The organism is Paenibacillus sp. FSL W8-1187 (assembly GCF_037965485.1).
Classification (GTDB): domain Bacteria; phylum Bacillota; class Bacilli; order Paenibacillales; family Paenibacillaceae; genus Paenibacillus_O; species Paenibacillus_O pasadenensis.
In genome coordinates, this window is record NZ_CP150181.1 from 2,977,212 (window position 1) to 2,993,328 (window position 16,117).

The following is a 16,117-nucleotide window of genomic DNA, read 5'->3' on the forward strand; positions in this document are numbered from 1 at the left end:
GGGTAAGAAGGAATCAGAACGAACACGACAAGGGAGGACCCGACGATGAACAAAAAAGTGCTCGGAACGGTGATCGGCGCAGGCGTGACGTATCTCATGCGCAACAAAAGCGCGCGGGACAAGCTGATCTCGACGGTTCGGAACTTCGCCTCGAGCCGCCAAGGCTCCGTGCAGCGCCCGGCCGCGCAGCCGGCTGACCGCAGCGGATCTTCCAAGATCTGAAGCACCGGCAACGGACGTCAAAAAGCATCCGTTCCTTCGGGAACGGATGCTTTTTTGTCTCAAGTGAGCTCGGTCGCGCCATGGCCTTTCAAGGCGATGCTGACCGAGACGGTGATGTCCGCCTCCGCGAAATGGCGGTCCCAGTCGGCATGGATGCGGCTCCACGTCTTCGGCATCCGCACCCGCACCGACTCGTACAGTCCGATCGCATCGGCGCCGTACGTCTTCTGCAGCTTTTGGATCAGAAGATCGGCATTGCCCTTCAGCTTCCGTTCCAGCTTCTTTTCGACCTCCGCATAAAACGCTTCCGACACGCCGCCTCTGCCCGCATCCTTGTGGCTCCACGATTCCATCAGATCGCCTTCCGCCTCCAGCTCGATCCGGAAGGCGAATCGCCCGTCGGCCATCGAAGGCACGATCCGGCTGCGGACAGAATTGATCTCCATATCCAGCGGAGCGCCCAGCTCCGGATCGTCCAGCTTGAGCAAGCCTCCCTTGCGTCCGCCGCCTTTGATCCAGAACACCGATTCCATGTCCTTTTCCGTAAGGAAGCCGATCAGCTTGCCGCTCGTCCCCTGGATGACCGCCGCGCCCGAGTAGACCAGCTCCTCCTTCGTCTTGACGACATTTTGGAGCAGAAAGCTCGTCTTGGCATGGAGCCGGCTCATCAGATTGTACATGCGGATCGGCTCGAGGATCTTGTTGTTGCGGTATTGGTTGCGCACCGTCTCGGGAATCTGGAATCCGGGAATATCGCCTTTGTACAAAGGCTCCAGCGTATCGGAAGCCTTGCCTTTGCAGATCAGGACGAGCGGACTGAGCCGAATGTCGTTGTCGCGGAAGAAGAAGTCGAGGAAGGTCATCAGGTCATGCTTTCTTGCCAGGCGGTCTCCGATGACGATCACCTTGAGATGATGGCCCAGCGGGGCCGCATTCGTGCGCAGCGACAGCTGCCTGACGTTCTCCAGCAGCGAGTCGCCCGTCTGCGTCATGTTTTTGAACGGGCTGGACGATGTCTCGTCGCTGGTCGATCCGCCGATATCGCCGATCAGGCTCGGGAGGATGAGCTGGTACGTCGACGTGATGCGGTCCGTGCGGTCGACGCCGGGGCTTTTGCGCTGGAGCTCCCTCTCGCTTGCCGCCGGCTCGGGCACGTCCACCGCCACGGCGATCTCCAGACTCTGCGTCTCGATCTCCTTGTTGCTCCAGCAGCCGCCCGTCAGCAGCAGCAGCGCGATCTGGCTCGCCGCCAGCATGCGCCGTGGAAAGCTAGACGCGGCCATGGGCGGCCCCCTTCTTCCATCGCTGCAGAACGAGCAGCAGAGCCGGAACGCCGACGGACAGCGCGGCTCCTGCCATCGAAAGATAGTCCCAGACGTGGAAGACATCCTCGATCGTCTTCGGGAGCTCCTGGACGATATAGATGAAAGGAAGCTGCGCGAAAACAGCCGTGCGGAACGGAACGCGGAACAGCTGCGAGATGCCGAGGGACGAGGCGAACAGCGCGAGCACGAAGGTCGAGAAGAACTTCATGATCCAAATCGCCAGAATGAGCGATTCGTACCGCTCGAAGATCAGGCCCGGAATTTCGAAGCTGCGGATCAGATCGATCGTCGGCCATGTCCGCAGCGTAACTCCGTCGATGGAGAACGCTCCGATGACGATGACCGTCGTGACGACGTAGAACGCCATGCAGATGGCGATGGCCGCGGCATACGCCTTGCCGGCCGAGCGGGGCCGCTTCATGTAGGCGACGAGCAGCAGCATGAGCTCCGGACCGCTGTAGGCGAATGCGGCTGTCTTCATCGACCGCAGCACCGGCGGCAGGCCCTGGCCGAGCACGGGGAGCAGATGGCTGAACTCGACGACGCGCAGGCTGAGCAGCAGCACGACGAGCAGGATGAATCCGGTCAGCGGAAAGATGAGGTCGCTCGCCTGGACGATCGCTTGGATGCCTCCGAGGACGAGGTAAGCCCCCAGCCAGAGGAAAGGCAGCGTGACGGCCCAGGAAGGCGTTCCTTCCAGCAAGTATTTCGTCGTGATTTCCTCCAGCGATCTCGCCTCCAGACCGCAGATGACGAGGAAATAAAGCACGAGGCTCGTTCCGAAAGCGGCTCCGAGCCCTTTGCCGATCAGCTTGCGGCCGTATTGGAAAATGGTCTCTCCGGGAAAGCTCAGGCTGAGCCGGCTGGCGAGCCAGCCCCCGGCGGCGGAAATGACGCCCGCGAGCATGAGGCTGAGCCATACGTCCGGCGTGCCCGCCTTGTCCACCAGCATGCGGGGGAGCACGAGTATGGCCGTAGCCAGCATGTAATTGACGATGAGGATGGAGATCTGCGTGTTCGTCAGCTTGTCGGCGTTCATAGGCCGTCTCCTCTCTTTTTTATTCCGACGGCTTGGCCGGGTCGCGCCGGTCCGCCGCCAGGAACCGCCGCCGCTCCAGCATGGCAGGCAGCGGGAAGCGGACGAGCATGTCCTTGAAGTCGTGGGCGCGGTACGATCCGAGCGGACGCAGGAACGGCGTGCCGAAGCTCTTGAGGCGGGACAGATGGGACAGCAGCAGCAGGAAAAACAGCACGACTCCGTACAAGCCGTAAACGGCGGCGCTGAACATCGCTCCGAAGCGCAGCATCCGGATGGAGATGCCGGCGCTGTAGACGGGAATCACGAACGACGAGATGGCCGTAATCGCCACGACGATGACCAGGATCGGACTGATGATGCCCGCTTGAACGGCGGCCTCCCCGATGATGAGGCCCCCGACGATGCCCATCGCCGGTCCGATCGGCTTGGGCAGTCGCAGCCCCGCCTCGCGCAGAATTTCCAGCGACACCTCCATGATCAGCGCTTCGATCAGCGAAGGGAACGGCACGCCCTGCCGGGCTCCGACCACGGTCAGGGCCAGCTTGGTCGGGATGAGTCCCGGATGGAACGAGGTGAAGGCGATATAAAGAGCGGGGGTGAACATCGCGATCAGGGCGGAGAAGAAGCGCAGCATGCGGATCAGCGAGCCGGGCAGCCAGCGCTCGTAATAATCCTCCGGCGACTGGATGATCATCGGCAGCGTGAACGGCGCGATCAGGGCGAACGGCGTCCCCTCCAGCAGGATCGCCGCCCTCCCCTCCAGCAGGCCCGACATCACCCGGTCCGGCCGCTCGGTATTTTGCAGCTGCTGGAACGGGCTGTAGGAGTTGTCCTCGATCATCTGCTCGATATACCCGGACTCCGGAAAGTCGTCCCCCTCCAAGCCGCGGATCCGCAGCTTCATCTCTTCGATCAGGCCGGCCTGGACTACGTCCCGCATGTAGACGATGAGCAGCGGCTTGCGCACGGCGCTGCCGACTTCGAGGCGCTCCATCGCCAGATCGGGCACGGAGCCGTACGAACGGAGCAGCGCGGCATTTTTCTCGAGCGACTCGCAAAAGCCGATCCGCGGTCCGCGCAGCACCGCCTCGGAGATCGGCTCTTCCAAGCTCCGCGCCTCGATATGCCGGGTATCGACCAGCAGCGCGTCGGGCAATCCTTCCGCGAGCAGCGCCGTGCTCCCTTCTTGGACCTCCTTCAGCAGCTCCTCCAGCCCTCCCGTCCAGCGCTCGGCTCCCGAGGCCTGCAGTCGCAGCTTGAGCCGCTCCGCAGCCGCTTCTCCGTCCTCCGGATGTTCCGGCGCAGGGAACGCGGCCATCTCCGTCCGGATCGCCTCCAGCTTGCTCTCCTGGACCATGCCCGGTATATAAAGCATCAGCGCGTGAGCCGTCCGCCCGAAGCTGATCTCGCGCCGCGCCATGTCGGCGCGGGTCTCCAGCCGATCGAGCAGCTCCTCTCGGAGCTCGCCCACGATGCCGTCCCCATCCCAAGCTTTCTCCGCCCGCCCCACGCCGCTCCCGCTCACCGCTTCCAATCCTTCTTCCTCGCCGGCTCCAGCTTCCGGGCGAGCGCGGACAGCGCCCAGGGCACGACGGCGGCCGTGACGGCGAATCCCCACATCGAGGGGGTCAGCAGCCGCTTCAACAGCTCCTCCATTCGCACACTCTCCTTTGACGGTTTGCTCTGCCTTAATGTGCGCGGGCTCCATCCAGCTTATCCCAAGACATGAAAAAGCCGGCGTCCGCATGGACGCCGGCTTGTACCCGTAAGCGCTGGATGTTGAGTCTACATCACAAAAAGGAAGAATAAGGCCGCCAAGACGAAGCGGTAGTACGCGAACCAGCTGAGCTTGAGCTTTTTGATCAGGTTGATGAAGGTGACGACGGCGATCAGCCCGACGATGAACGATACGACGAGGCCGACGAGCAGCAGGCCGTAATCTTCCCGGACGAGCAGGTCGCGGCTCTTGTACAGGTCGACTCCTGTCGCGCCGAACATCATCGGCACCGACAGGATGAACGTGAAGTCGGCCGCCGCCTTTTGGCTCGTGCCCATGAAGATGCCGCCGGAAATCGTCGAGCCCGAGCGCGAGAAGCCGGACCAGAGCGCGAGGATCTGGAAGACGCCGATGCCGAACGCCTGCTTGTAGGTGATGTCGTCGACCGTCTCCGCCGACGGCACATGCCGCTTCTGATACTGCTCGGCGGCGATCATGAGCAGGCCGCCCGCGATCAGCGCGAGCAGCACCGTCGTCGGTCCGAACAGATGCTCCTTGATGAAGCCGTGCAGCACGACGCCCAGGACGCCGGCCGGAATCATGCCGAGCACGATATGCAGCGCGTTGAGGCCCGAGCCCTTGGAGAAGTCGAACTTCAGGAAGCTGATGAACCGCTTGAAATAAAGGACAAATACGGCCAGCACGGCGCCAAGCTGCACGACGACCTCGAACGTGCCGGCCTTGTCGCCCGTAAAGTTCATCAGATCGCCTGCCAAAATCATATGGCCGGTCGACGAGACCGGCAAAAATTCCGTCAAGCCCTCGATGATGCCGAGGACGACCGCCTTGATGTAATCCACTCGCTCCACTCCTGTCCCTGCATGCTGATTTCGACTTTATCGGTTCATGAGAAATAGACGTCGGAAGGACGCCTTACCACGGCACGTCCCCATCATCCTCCGGCGCGAGATCCGAAGCGGCGGCCGCCTCGGCCTCCGGCTCGGACGTCCCGATGACCTCCATCACCTGCGCGAGCTCCGGCGGATGCAGCAGCTCGACCGGCGACAGTCCCCGCTCGAACTGGAACGCGTCGCCCTCGATGACAGCGACGTATTTGCCGTTGTGGCAAGCGAAATGAAGCGAGCGGCCGAAGTCGGTGAGCAGGCCTTTGACCTGCACGCCGCCGAGCTTGAAGCTGAGCCCGAGATCCTCCTTCTGCTCGACGAGCAGGGCGGAAGCCTCGTACACCTGCTCCGGCGTCCAGCGCTCGAGCAGCTCCCGCTTCTCGGAGGCGGCCCAGATCTCGACGGCCTCCTCCTCTTCCTTGCGCAGCGGGCTCGCGTCGTCGCGCCACTTGTCCTCCATGTACTGCTGCACCATGTCCAGCACCCGCTCGCCCATCACCTCCGGCAGCGGACGCTCGTAGCTGACGAACTTGAGGAAGTCCTCGAAGTAGCGGGCATGCGACGCCTGGTGGATCTTGACCTCCCACGGCTCGAGCATGCCCTCCTCCGGCATGTGCGGGTACTGGATCGACTTGATCGTGCGCGCGCTGATCGCCATCTCGACGTTCGCGACGAGGCTGCGCTCGTCGGCGATGCGGGCGATCTTGGACTCGAAGTCGCACTTGAGCACGAACAGGAACGGCGTGTCGAACAGCTTGCTCAGCGTCGCCTGCACGGCGATGAGCGCTCCGCCCCGCACCGCCGAGGTGTCCATGTAGATCCGCACCAGCTCGTCCGCGATGCCGTGGAACCGCTCCGCCGTATCGGCCGTGCGAAGCCGCTGCAGCAGGTTGTAATCGGGATTGCTGTCCAGCTCATAGCCGGGCTCGACCCGGAACCGTCCGATCTTGGTCGGGACGGACTCGGAGGGCGGATGCCGCTCCGCCTTGCGCTTCACGATGCGCGCGAACTCGCCGCTCAGGAAATCCTTGAGCGGGCTGTCCTCGTAGTCCTCGCCGTCCATCGTCTGGAAGTGACGGAACCGCTTGCCGGAATCCGTTCCTTCCCCATCCGTCTGGATGACAAAAAAGCTTATGTACTGCACGTCAAATTCCATTCCCGCAAGACAGCTCCCTCTACCCTATTCTTCCAGATGGCCGGATATCACTTTCCTAGAATAGCATACTCGGCTTGGCCGCGACATGACTTTCAGCAGGCGCGCGATTGTAGCGCTGGACGAGAATGCAGGGAATGTTCGCGATAAGCGCATATATCGTCATGATAATCATGCCGATCGCGTTATTCCACAACGCAAAAAGCGGCAGCGGCAGCAGCATCGCCCAGTGGGTCAGCTCTCCCCGACGCGTCTCCGCCGCGAAGCGCTCGAGATACTCGCGGCTGCCCGAGCGCAGGCGCCGCTTCGGAAAGCCCGCCTTCACCCACCCGCCTCCATCCGGCAGCCGGTCCTTCCAGCGCTGGACGAGCAGCCGCCGCTCGTACCAGCGGCCGCCGGCCTCGAAGCCGCGCAGGCGGGTCACCGGCCCGTCGGCGGCGAAGCGCTCCCAGGGAATGCGGATCGCGGCGGCGACGGCGGCTCCATGCAGGAGCAGCCAGACGGCGGCATCAAGCAGGATGACGGCCGCCGGACCGAGCTCATGCGACATCGAGATCCCTCCCTTTCCAGCTCACGCGGCGGCGAACGAAGGCGCGATAGAAGGACAGCGCGAACACGGCGAAAAAATAGAGCAGCGGCAGCGGGTACAGCAGAGCGGCCAGCCAGCCGAAAGAGCCCGCGTGCTTCCAGGCCCGCCGCGCGCTGAGGACGGCGAGCGCGTAGAGCAGCGCGGCGGCGGACAGCGCCCCGGCGGCTGGAAGGCCGCCCTGCGCGAGCGCCGCCGCTGCCGCGGTCAGCTGCTCGAGCCATGCCGCGGCGGCGCCGGACAGCCCGCTGACCCAGCCGATCATGAGCAGCAGCGCCGCCGCCGGCGTGCCGCCGGCTCCGAGCGCGATGCTTTTGCTCCAGCCCGCCGTCATCTCGCTCCAGCCGCCCGCATACATGCGGAAGGCCAGCCGCTCTCCGCCCAGCAGCGCCAAGCTCCGCCTGCCGCAGGCGGCGAAGCGGGCGGCCAGGCGATCGTGGTCGAGAATCTCCCCCTTGACCGCCTCGTGGCCGCCTGCCGCCTCGTAATCGTCGCGCCAGCAGGCGAGGCAAGGCCCGAACGAGCCCGGCCGGGGGCCGCCGACGCGCCGCCAGGCGGCGAACCGTCCCGAGCCGGCGATGACGGCGGCATTCAGCATCGCCGACAGCTGCTCGCGGAGGCTGTCCGCGCGATGCCAGGGCTGCACGGTGACGACGGTGCCGGCCGGGCAGGCGGCGGACAGCGCCTCGAGAAAGTCCGGCCCCGGACGGGCGTCCGCGTCCAAAAAGACGATCCGGCCGCTTGCGGAGGCGGCTGCGCCCCGGCTGCACGCCCAGTTTTTGCCCCGCCAGCCTGCAGGCAGGCTGCCGGCCGGAACGACGCGCACGCCCGCATGCTTGGCCGCGGCGGCGGCGGTTCCGTCCGTCGAGCCGTCGTCGACGACGACGATGTCCGCTTGAACCGTCTGGCCGAGCAGCAGCGGCAGCAGCGCCTCGAGATTGCGAGCCTCGTCGCGCGCCGGAATGACGACGCTCCAGCGCCCGGCCTGCGCTGCCTCCTTGTCCGCAGACGAGCCAGCCTCGCGGAAAGATTCATTTGCCCCCGCCGGCTCGAGCTCGCTCCCGAGCTTTGACGCCGTCAGCCGCCGCTCGGCCAGCAGCAGCCTGCCAAGCGCCAGCAGCCCGAAGGTCAGCCACCATCCTGCATCCATGCCAGTCCCTCCCCGTTTCGTACGATGCTTGATTTTTTGCCCCCCGCCGCGTATTCGCGGAGCGAAAAGCGCCCACAATGGGTAAAAGAGGAAATCGGGAGATTTGCCCGGTCCTAAGCTAGTATGGACGATCCATCGCCCGTCAAAACCGCATGGACTAGAGGAGGAGCTAGAGTTGAAAAAAACGATCATCGTCGTCGGAGGCGGCCTGGCCGGCCTGTCGGCTGCGATCCGCCTGAGCGCGGACGGCCACCAGGTCACCGTGCTCGAAAAGAACGAGCGCGCCGGAGGCAAGCTGAACATCCGTTCCGGCAAAGGCTACCGGTTCGACACCGGTCCGTCGATTCTGACGATGCCCTGGACGCTGGAGCAGCTGTTCCGCTCCGCCGGCCGCGACCTGCATGACTATGTCAAGCTGAAGCGCGTCGAGCCGCAGTGGCGCGGCCTGTACGAGGACGGCGCGACGCTCGATCTCGTCGGCGACCTGCCGCAGATGCTGGAGGCGATCGGAGAGCTGTCGCCGGACGACCGCGAGCGCTTCCTCGGCTATTTGGACTACAGCCGCAAGCAGTACGATCTGAGCTTGAAAAGCTTCTACAGCCGCTCGCTGTCCGGCCTGCCGGACCTGCGCCAGCAGCATACGCTCAAGGAGCTGCTCGCGATGGATCCGATGAAGACGACCGCGCAGCTGACCGCCCAGCATCTGAAGCATCCGCAGCTGCGCCAGATCTTCAATTTCTTCACGATGTATGTCGGCTCCTCCCCGTACGCCGCGCCGGCCGTCCTCTCGCAGCTGACGTACGTGCAGATGGGGCTCGGCATCTACTTCGTCGAAGGCGGGATGTACGAGATCGCCCGCGCCGAGCTGCGGCTGCTCGAGGAGCTCGGCGCCCAGGTGCGCACGGGAGCCGAGGCGGCGGACATCCTCGAAGCCGGCGGCCGGGCCGTCGGCGTGCGTCTGGCGAGCGGCGAGGAGCTGCGCGCCGATGCCGTCGTCTGCAACCTGGAGGCGATCCCGGCCCATCGCTCGCTGCTGCGGGACGTACCGGGCGCCGATCGCCAGACGGAGAAGCTCGCCAAGTATGAGCCGGCCGTATCCGGGCATGTGCTGCTGCTCGGCGTGAACCGCAGCTACGAGGCGTTCAAGCATCACAACTTCTTCTTCTCCCGCGATCCGGAGCGCGAGTTCCACGACATGTTCGTCGGCAAGATTCCGACTGACGACCCGACCGTCTACGTCGGCATCTCGTCCAAGACCGACCCGTCGCAGGCGCCGGAAGGCTGCGAGAACTGGTTCGTGCTGACGCATGTGCCGCCGCTGCGCGCGGGCGAGAGCTGGGAAGCCCATCGCTCCCGCTACCGCGAGCTCGTGCTGGACAAGCTCGAGCGGATGGGCGCCGACGGGCTTCGCGGGCATATCGAGTACGAGGAGCAGTTCATTCCGGACGATCTGCAGCAGCTGTACGGAGCGAACGGCGGCTCCATCTACGGCGTCGTCACCGACCGCAAGCTGAACGGCGGCTTCAAGATTCCGAGCCGCAGCCCGCTGCTCGGCGGCCTCTACTTCGTCGGCGGCTCCACGCATCCCGGCGGCGGCGTGCCGATGGTGACGCTGAGCGGCCAGCTGACGGCGGACCTGATCCGCGAGGATCTGTCCGCCTCCGAGGCGATGTAGTCCAGCCGCCGCTCGAGCGTGCCGAGGGGGACCGATTCCGCTTGAAAAAGGGCTTTCGCCGGACCGATCCACGGTCGCGGCGAAAGCCCCTTTTTTTTGACGTCCGTCCACTCAGCGCCTGAACGAAGAAGTCGGCTTGCCCGTCTCGCGACGGCCGGCCTCGGACTTCCGCCGGCTTTTGCGGCGGCGGTACGGAAGCGTCCATCGCGGCCGCTCTTCGAGCAGTGACAGCGACAGCCGGGCGAAGCCGAGGAATAGAGCCATGCCGAGCGAATAAATTCCGAACGGCCCTAGAAAAAACAGCATATACAGCAGCAATAAGATTCCAACGCGTCCGCACAAGGCCAGCATGCCGATTCAGCTTCTCCATTCCGAAAAAAAATAAGACCTTCAGGCTTTCTGCATGAATAGGCATATTTTACCACAATCTTCCGGAAAGGACAGTGGTTTCTTCTCTTTTTTCCATTTTCCAGGAGAACTTACGGATCGGCGGGCAGCGGCTCAGCGCAGCTTATCCCGTATTTCCGCTTGCTTCTTGGCCTGAGCCCGTTCCTGCTGCAGCGCCTCCTTGAGATCGTCGCGCGTGCTCCGCTCCCACAGGCGGACGCCGGTCCGGTAAGCGGCGCGGGCATTGAGATGCCCGGCCACCGGGCCGGTCAGGAAGACGAAGACGATGCCGAGCAGCAGCTTGACGCTGACGACGTCGTGGACGAACGTGTAATAAAGGAAAGCGCCGGTCAGGATGAACAGCACGCCGAGCGTAGCGCTTTTGGTCGCCGCATGGGAGCGCAGGTAAACGTCCGGCAGCCGGATCAGGCCGAAGGCGCTGAACAGGCTGAGCACGGAGCCGAACAGGACGATGACGGCCGAGCCGATCGCGAGCGCCTCATTCATCCTCCATCACCGCCCCTCTCTCGATATAGCGCGCGAAGGCGGTCGTGCCGATGAAGCTGACGATGCCGATGACGAGGATGATGTCGAAGTAGACGGTCGTTCCCTGCAGCATGCCGAATACGGCGATCATCGACAGCAGCAGGATGCCGATCGTATCGAGCGCGGCGATCCGGTCGGATACGGAAGGGCCTTTGAGCAGCCGGTACATGCAGCCCGCGATCGAAAGCATGAGCAGGACGAGCGACGCTTGCAGCAGCAGATCGACCATCAGCGCGTCACCTCCATGATCGCCCGCTCGAACGTCGAGCGGATCTGCTGACGCAGCTGCTCGGCGTCGCCGATATCCATCGCGTGGATGTACAGCGTCCGATGGTCGTCCGCCACGTCGAGCGTCAGCGTGCCGGGCGTGAGGCAGATGAGGCAGGCGAGCAGCGTCAGCTCCCCGTCGCTCTTGAGCCGCGTCTCCATCGCCACGATGCCGGGCCGGATCGTCAGCTTCGGCTTCAGGATCTGATAGATGACCGTGAAGCTGGACAGGAACAGCTCGCGGATGAAGATGAGGAGCAGGACGAGCACGGCCTTCACCTTGCGCAGGTAGAAGTCCCGCTTGAGGAAGCGGTTGAGCAGGCCGATGAACAAGAGCCCGAGCCCGAAGCCGGCCGCGAAGCGGGTAAAGCTGAGATCGTCATAGAGAAACATCCAGAGGAACGCGATCAGCAGGTTGATGAGAAACTGGGAAGCCATTCGGGCTCACTCCTTCCACACGGCGTCGATATAGTCGGACGGCGAGACGAGCGTGCGCGCCGCCTCCGCGGATGCCTGGACCATCCACTCCGAGCCGAGGCCCATGAGCACGACGAGCAGGCAGAGCGCCGCGGCGCAAGCGGTATGAGCCCTCGAAACGCGGGCCTCCTCCGCCGGAATCGGCAACGACGCCGGCGCTTCTCCCCAGAAAGCCCGCATGAACAGCCGCACGAGCGTATACAGGACGACGAGGCTCGTCGCCAGCGAGATGCCGGCGAGCAGATGCGAGCCGGCCTCCAAGCCGCCTTGCACGAGCAGCAGCTTGCCGCCGAAGCCGCTGAGCGGCGGAATGCCGGCGGCAGCGAGCGAGGCGACGAGGAACATCCAGCCGACGAGCGGTAGCCGCCCGATCAGTCCCCCCATCTCGTCCAGGCGGCCGGTGCCGGCCGCGCGGATCATCATCCCGGCGAGCAGGAACAGCAGCGCCTTGACAGCCATGTCGTGGATCAGGTAAAAGACGGCGCCCTGCAGCGATTTTTCGCCGGAGACCGCCAGCCCGAAGGCGAGGAAGCCGACGCTGATGACGATGTTGTAGTTCAGGATGCGCATGACGTCCTTGCTCGCGAGCGCTCCGGCCGCTCCGAGCAGCATCGTCGCTCCGGCCATCCAGGCGATCCACTCCTGCGCGGCGAATCCGTGCCCGGCGGGGAAGATGAGCGTGAACGTGCGGATGAGCGCGTACAGCCCGACCTTGGTGAGCAGCGCGGCGAACAGCGCGGAGACGGCCGCCGGCGGCGCCTCGTACGCCTCCGGCAGCCAGAAGAACAGGAACAGGCCGGCTTTGAGCGAGAACACGATCAGAAAGAACACCGACAGGACGTCCAGCATGCCGCCGGAGCCGGCCTCGGCGATGCGGGCCGACAGCTGCGCCATGTTGAGCGTGCCGATCATCCCGTACAGGTAGGCGACGCCGGCCACGAACAGCGTCGAGGAGACGATATTGACGAGCATGTAGCCGAGCGTCGCCTTCAGCTGCCGCTTCGTGCCGCCCAGCACGAGCAGCGCGTACGAGGAGATGAGCATCACCTCGAAGCAGACGAACAGGTTGAACAGGTCGCCGGTCAGGAACGAGCCGTTCACCCCGGCGAGCAGGAAATTCAGGAACGGGTAGAAATAGAACTTTTCCCGCTCCGGTCCGACCGTCCCCATCGCATAGGCGAGGCAGAAGCCGGTCGTGACACTGGCGGCGGTCACGAGCAGCGCGGCGAAAAAATCGGCGGCGAAGACGATGCCGAACGGCGCGGCCCAGCCGCCCATCGCCAGCGTCTGCATGCCGTCCGAGCCCGCCCTCGCGAGCAGGAGCGCGCTGGCCGCCGCTGTCGCGGCGATGCCGGCGGCGCTGATCAAGCGCTGCAGGATCACCTTTTCCTTGAAGAAGAGCAGCAGCACGGCCGTGCATAGCGGCAGCAGCAGCGGCAGCACGACAAGATTAGTCATTCGCTTCCCTCCTGAGCTGCTCGGTATCGTCGGTGCCGATGGATTTGTACGCCTTGTAGGCGAGGACGAAGTAGAGCGACGTGACGCCGAAGCTGATGACGATCGACGTCAGGATGAGCGCCTGCGGCAGCGGGTCGACGTAGCGCTCGGCATGCTCGCCGAGCAGCGGCGCCGCTCCGCGCTTGAGGCCGGACATCGTCAGCAGCAGCAGATGGACGCTATGCGTCAGCAGCGACAGGCCGAGGATGACGCGCAGCAGGCTGCGGGCCAGGATCATGTAGACGCCGACGCCGAACAGGGCGCCGACGGCGAGCGCGAGCAGCAGCTCCATTTATTTGTCCCTCCCGATCGCCAGAATGATCGTCATCGTGATGCCGACGACGTTGAAGTAGACGCCCAGATCGAACAGCACGGCGGTCGCCAGCTCGTTCTGGCCGAAAAACGGCAGCTGCGCGTAGCCGAACGCATGGCTCAGGAACGGCTTGCCGAAGGCGAACGAGCCGATGCCGGTCAGCAGCGCGAGCGAGATGCCGCAGGCGCTGACGATGCGGAAGTCGACCGGCAGCGCCTTGCGGATCGTGCGCACGCCGAACGCGATGCTCATGAGCACGAGCGCCGAGGCGGTCATGAGCGCTCCGATGAAGCCGCCGCCCGGCTGATGGTGTCCGGCGAACAGCAGGTAGAGCGAGAACGTCAGGATGAGGAACAGGATGACCTTGGCCAGCGTCTGCAGGATGACGTCGTTGCTGCGCGCGTCCTCGTAGACGAGGCGGAACTCGCTTTCCCGCAAGCCGCTGCCCTCCTCCTCCGCCTCGCCCGGCCATTTGAGCCGGATGATCGCATAGATCGCGTAGGAGGCGATGCCGAGCACGACGATTTCGAGCATCGTATCGAAGCCGCGGAAGTCGACCAGGATGACGTTCACGACATTTTTGCCTCCGGCCAGCTCGTAGCTGTTGCGGAGATAAAAGTCGGAGATCGAGCCGAACTTCCGGTCCGAGAGCGCGCCGAGCGCGACCAGCGTCATGGCGAGGCCGGCCGCGCCGGCGATCAGGCCGCTGGCCAGCTTCGTCCGGCGGGCGACGCGCTCCCGCTTGAGCGCCGGCAGATGATAGAAGCAGAGCAGGAACAGCGTGACGGATACCGTCTCGACGATCATCTGCGTCAGCGCCAGGTCCGGCGCGCGGAACAGGACGAAGAACAGCACGACCATATAGCCGACCGTGCCGGTCAGGATGATCGCCATCATCCGCGACTGCGCGAACGGAACGGCGAGCGTGGCCGCGATCAGCGCGAGCACGGCGATGCCCTCGAACAGCGTCACCGGCGCCATGCCGGACAGGACGACCGAAATGTCTCCGGCCAAGGCGGCCGCGATGGCCAGGAACGCGGCCAGCACGACGAAGATGTAGCCGGCGCTGCGGCGCATCCCTCCGTCCATGTATGCGGCTGTCAGCTTTTCCGAGCCGGCGTCGAGTCCGCGCAGCAGGCGCTCGTACATGCCGTTCCAGCTCAGGGGCAGCCGGATGGTCCGGTGCAGCGGCGCCCAGCGCGGCGCGGCGTACAGCAGCAGGCCGCCGACGGCGAATACGGCGGCCGTCAGCAGCAGCTCCGGCGTGACGCCATGCCATAGGGCAAGCTCGCCGTAAGCGTCCGGCGCCGCGGGATGCATCGACAGCAGCGCCGGCTGCAGCAGCCCCGGCGCCACCAGCGCCGGAGCCAGGCCGAGCAGCAGCGCCGCGGCGGCGAGCACGAGCGGCGGCGCCAGCAAGCCCCAGGACGGCTCATGGACGGCGGCCTCCCGCGTCTCGCGCGCCGGTCCGCCGAACGTGCGCCAGGCGAAGATGCCGCTGTAGACGAAGGTGAACGCGCTGGCCGTCCAGGCGACGGCCGGCACGAGCAGCGCGGCCAGGCTCCCCTCGCCCGCCCGATAGGCGTTCAGCGCCGAGCCGAAAAACAGCTCCTTGCTGAGGAAGCCGCCCAGCGGCGGCACGCCGGCCATCGACAGCGACGCCGCGAGCGAGACCGCGAACGTGACGGGCATGAACCGGATCAAGCCGCCGAGCCGCCGCAGGTCGCGCGTGCCGGTCTCGTGGTCGACGATGCCCGCCGTCATGAACAGCGCGCCCTTGAACGCCGCATGGTTGAGCAGATGCAGCAGCCCGGCCGCGGCTGCGGCCGCTCCGTAAGCGGCGTAAGGCGAGGCCGAGCCGGCCGGATAGACCGAGCCGAGCCCGATCAGCGCCGTCACGAGGCCGAGCTGGCTGATCGTCGAATAGGCGAGCAGCGCCTTCAGGTCGGTCTGCTTGATCGCGCGGAAGCTGCCGTAGACGAGCGTGGCGAGGCCGACTGCCGTGAGCGAGCCGTACCAGAGCTGCTGGCCGGCGAACAGCGGCGTCAGCCGCGCGGCCAGGTAGAGGCCGGCCTTGACCATCGTCGCGGAGTGCAGGTAGGCGCTGACCGGCGTCGGCGCTTCCATCGCGTCCGGCAGCCAGATGTGGAACGGGAACTGGGCCGACTTGGTGAATACGCCGAGCAGGATGAGCCCCATCGCCGGCAAGAGCAGCGGGCTGGCGGCGAGCGCCTCCGCCGAGCCGATCAGCTCCGAGACGCGCAGGCTGTCCCCGGCGATGCCGAGCAGCAGGAAGCCGGCCAGCATCGCGAGTCCGCCCATGCCGGTCACGAGCAGCGATTTGAGCGCGCCGTCCAGCGAAGCCTGCCGTCGATGCCAGAAGGCGATGAGCAGGAACGAGCTGACGCTCGTCAGCTCCCAGAACCCGTAGAGGACGATCAGATGATCCGACAGCACGACGCCGAGCATCGCTCCCATGAACAGCAGCAGGCAGGCGTAGAAGCGGCCGACCGCCTCGCGGCGGCGGTCCAGGTAAAAGATCGAATAGAGCACGACAAGCGCTCCGATGCCGCTGATGAGCAAGGCGAACAGCATCGCCAGGCCGTCGAGCCGAAGCTCGAGATTGACGCCGAGGCTCGGCATCCACGGCATGGAGGCGGAAAGCGGCGCGCCATCCCCGGCGGTCCGCAGCCGAAGGAAGCCCGCGAGCAGCAGAAGCGGGCCGGCGAGGGCGATCCAGCCCGCGTGCAGCCTAGGCGCGAGCCGGCTCAGCCAAGGAAGCGCGGCCGCCAGCAGGAAAGGGAGAAGCAAAAGGACATGAAGCAATGGCAAGATAGAGCCTCCTTACGTTCGGAATG

At 65.2% G+C, this 16,117-nt stretch carries 17 protein-coding genes; 2 read left to right on the forward strand and 15 right to left on the reverse strand.

All coding sequences use genetic code 11. From position 1 onward, the window contains the following. Positions 1–45: 45 nt before the first annotated feature. Positions 46–222 (forward strand): hypothetical protein, encoded by a 177-nt coding sequence (locus tag NYE40_RS12910; RefSeq protein WP_153783699.1) that lies wholly within the window; start codon positions 46–48, stop codon positions 220–222. 59 nt (positions 223–281) lie between these two features. Here the strand turns inward: NYE40_RS12910 and NYE40_RS12915 are convergent, their stop codons facing one another. The 8 genes from NYE40_RS12915 to NYE40_RS12950 all read right to left on the reverse strand — a co-directional run bounded on the left by NYE40_RS12915 (position 282) and on the right by NYE40_RS12950 (position 8,097). Continuing rightward, positions 282–1,505, reverse strand: coding sequence for a Ger(x)C family spore germination protein (locus tag NYE40_RS12915; protein WP_339278536.1), 1,224 nt, complete (start codon positions 1,503–1,505; stop codon positions 282–284). Beyond that, positions 1,492–2,586: a GerAB/ArcD/ProY family transporter gene (locus NYE40_RS12920; protein WP_339278537.1), complete on the reverse strand. Its 1,095-nt coding sequence runs from the start codon at positions 2,584–2,586 to the stop codon at positions 1,492–1,494. Before NYE40_RS12920 ends, NYE40_RS12915 begins: the two co-directional genes overlap by 14 nt. Before the next feature lie 19 nt (positions 2,587–2,605). Then, entirely contained in the window at positions 2,606–4,057 is a 1,452-nt protein-coding gene (locus NYE40_RS12925) for a spore germination protein (RefSeq protein WP_228551523.1), read from the reverse strand. 50 nt (positions 4,058–4,107) lie between these two features. Continuing rightward, complete coding sequence (locus tag NYE40_RS12930; RefSeq protein WP_255309697.1) at positions 4,108–4,242, reverse strand: hypothetical protein; 135 nt, start codon at positions 4,240–4,242, stop codon at positions 4,108–4,110. A 129-nt stretch (positions 4,243–4,371) separates the two neighbouring features. Beyond that, positions 4,372–5,163, reverse strand: a complete 792-nt coding sequence (locus NYE40_RS12935) for an undecaprenyl-diphosphate phosphatase (protein ID WP_043110844.1) — start codon at positions 5,161–5,163, stop codon at positions 4,372–4,374. Between the two features lie 73 nt (positions 5,164–5,236). Beyond that, positions 5,237–6,364, reverse strand: coding sequence for a DUF3900 domain-containing protein (locus NYE40_RS12940; protein WP_153783701.1), 1,128 nt, complete (start codon positions 6,362–6,364; stop codon positions 5,237–5,239). 55 nt (positions 6,365–6,419) lie between these two features. Continuing rightward, on the reverse strand, positions 6,420–6,911 hold the full coding sequence (locus NYE40_RS12945) for a glycosyl-4,4'-diaponeurosporenoate acyltransferase (protein WP_153783702.1): 492 nt from the start codon (positions 6,909–6,911) through the stop codon (positions 6,420–6,422). After that, complete coding sequence (locus NYE40_RS12950) at positions 6,901–8,097, reverse strand: glycosyltransferase (protein WP_339278538.1); 1,197 nt, start codon at positions 8,095–8,097, stop codon at positions 6,901–6,903. The genes NYE40_RS12945 and NYE40_RS12950 overlap by 11 nt, the downstream gene beginning before the upstream one ends. Before the next feature lie 175 nt (positions 8,098–8,272). Between NYE40_RS12950 and crtI the strand changes: the two genes are divergently transcribed. Next, a complete protein-coding gene (crtI, locus tag NYE40_RS12955; protein WP_339278539.1) occupies positions 8,273–9,772 on the forward strand; it encodes a phytoene desaturase family protein in 1,500 nt (499 codons plus the stop codon). A 111-nt stretch (positions 9,773–9,883) separates the two neighbouring features. Here crtI and NYE40_RS12960 read toward each other — a convergent pair whose 3' ends face one another. The 7 genes from NYE40_RS12960 to mbhE all read right to left on the reverse strand — a co-directional run bounded on the left by NYE40_RS12960 (position 9,884) and on the right by mbhE (position 16,091). After that, a complete protein-coding gene (locus tag NYE40_RS12960; RefSeq protein ID WP_339278540.1) occupies positions 9,884–10,123 on the reverse strand; it encodes a hypothetical protein in 240 nt (79 codons plus the stop codon). 150 nt (positions 10,124–10,273) lie between these two features. Further along, the gene (mnhG, locus tag NYE40_RS12965; RefSeq protein ID WP_028597329.1) at positions 10,274–10,666 is read right to left on the reverse strand and encodes a monovalent cation/H(+) antiporter subunit G; all 393 of its coding nucleotides are present in this window, start codon (positions 10,664–10,666) and stop codon (positions 10,274–10,276) included. After that, positions 10,659–10,934 carry a Na(+)/H(+) antiporter subunit F1 gene (locus NYE40_RS12970; protein ID WP_028597330.1) on the reverse strand — a complete coding sequence of 92 codons (276 nt, stop codon included), beginning with the start codon at positions 10,932–10,934 and terminating at the stop codon, positions 10,659–10,661. Before NYE40_RS12970 ends, mnhG begins: the two co-directional genes overlap by 8 nt. Further along, on the reverse strand, positions 10,934–11,410 hold the full coding sequence (locus NYE40_RS12975) for a Na+/H+ antiporter subunit E (protein WP_028597331.1): 477 nt from the start codon (positions 11,408–11,410) through the stop codon (positions 10,934–10,936). The genes NYE40_RS12970 and NYE40_RS12975 overlap by 1 nt, the downstream gene beginning before the upstream one ends. Before the next feature lie 6 nt (positions 11,411–11,416). Further along, positions 11,417–12,907, reverse strand: coding sequence for a Na+/H+ antiporter subunit D (locus NYE40_RS12980; protein WP_339278541.1), 1,491 nt, complete (start codon positions 12,905–12,907; stop codon positions 11,417–11,419). After that, positions 12,900–13,238 (reverse strand): Na(+)/H(+) antiporter subunit C, encoded by a 339-nt coding sequence (locus NYE40_RS12985; protein WP_028597333.1) that lies wholly within the window; start codon positions 13,236–13,238, stop codon positions 12,900–12,902. The genes NYE40_RS12980 and NYE40_RS12985 overlap by 8 nt, the downstream gene beginning before the upstream one ends. After that, positions 13,239–16,091 (reverse strand): hydrogen gas-evolving membrane-bound hydrogenase subunit E, encoded by a 2,853-nt coding sequence (gene mbhE / locus NYE40_RS12990; protein ID WP_339278542.1) that lies wholly within the window; start codon positions 16,089–16,091, stop codon positions 13,239–13,241. Positions 16,092–16,117 lie beyond the last annotated feature (26 nt).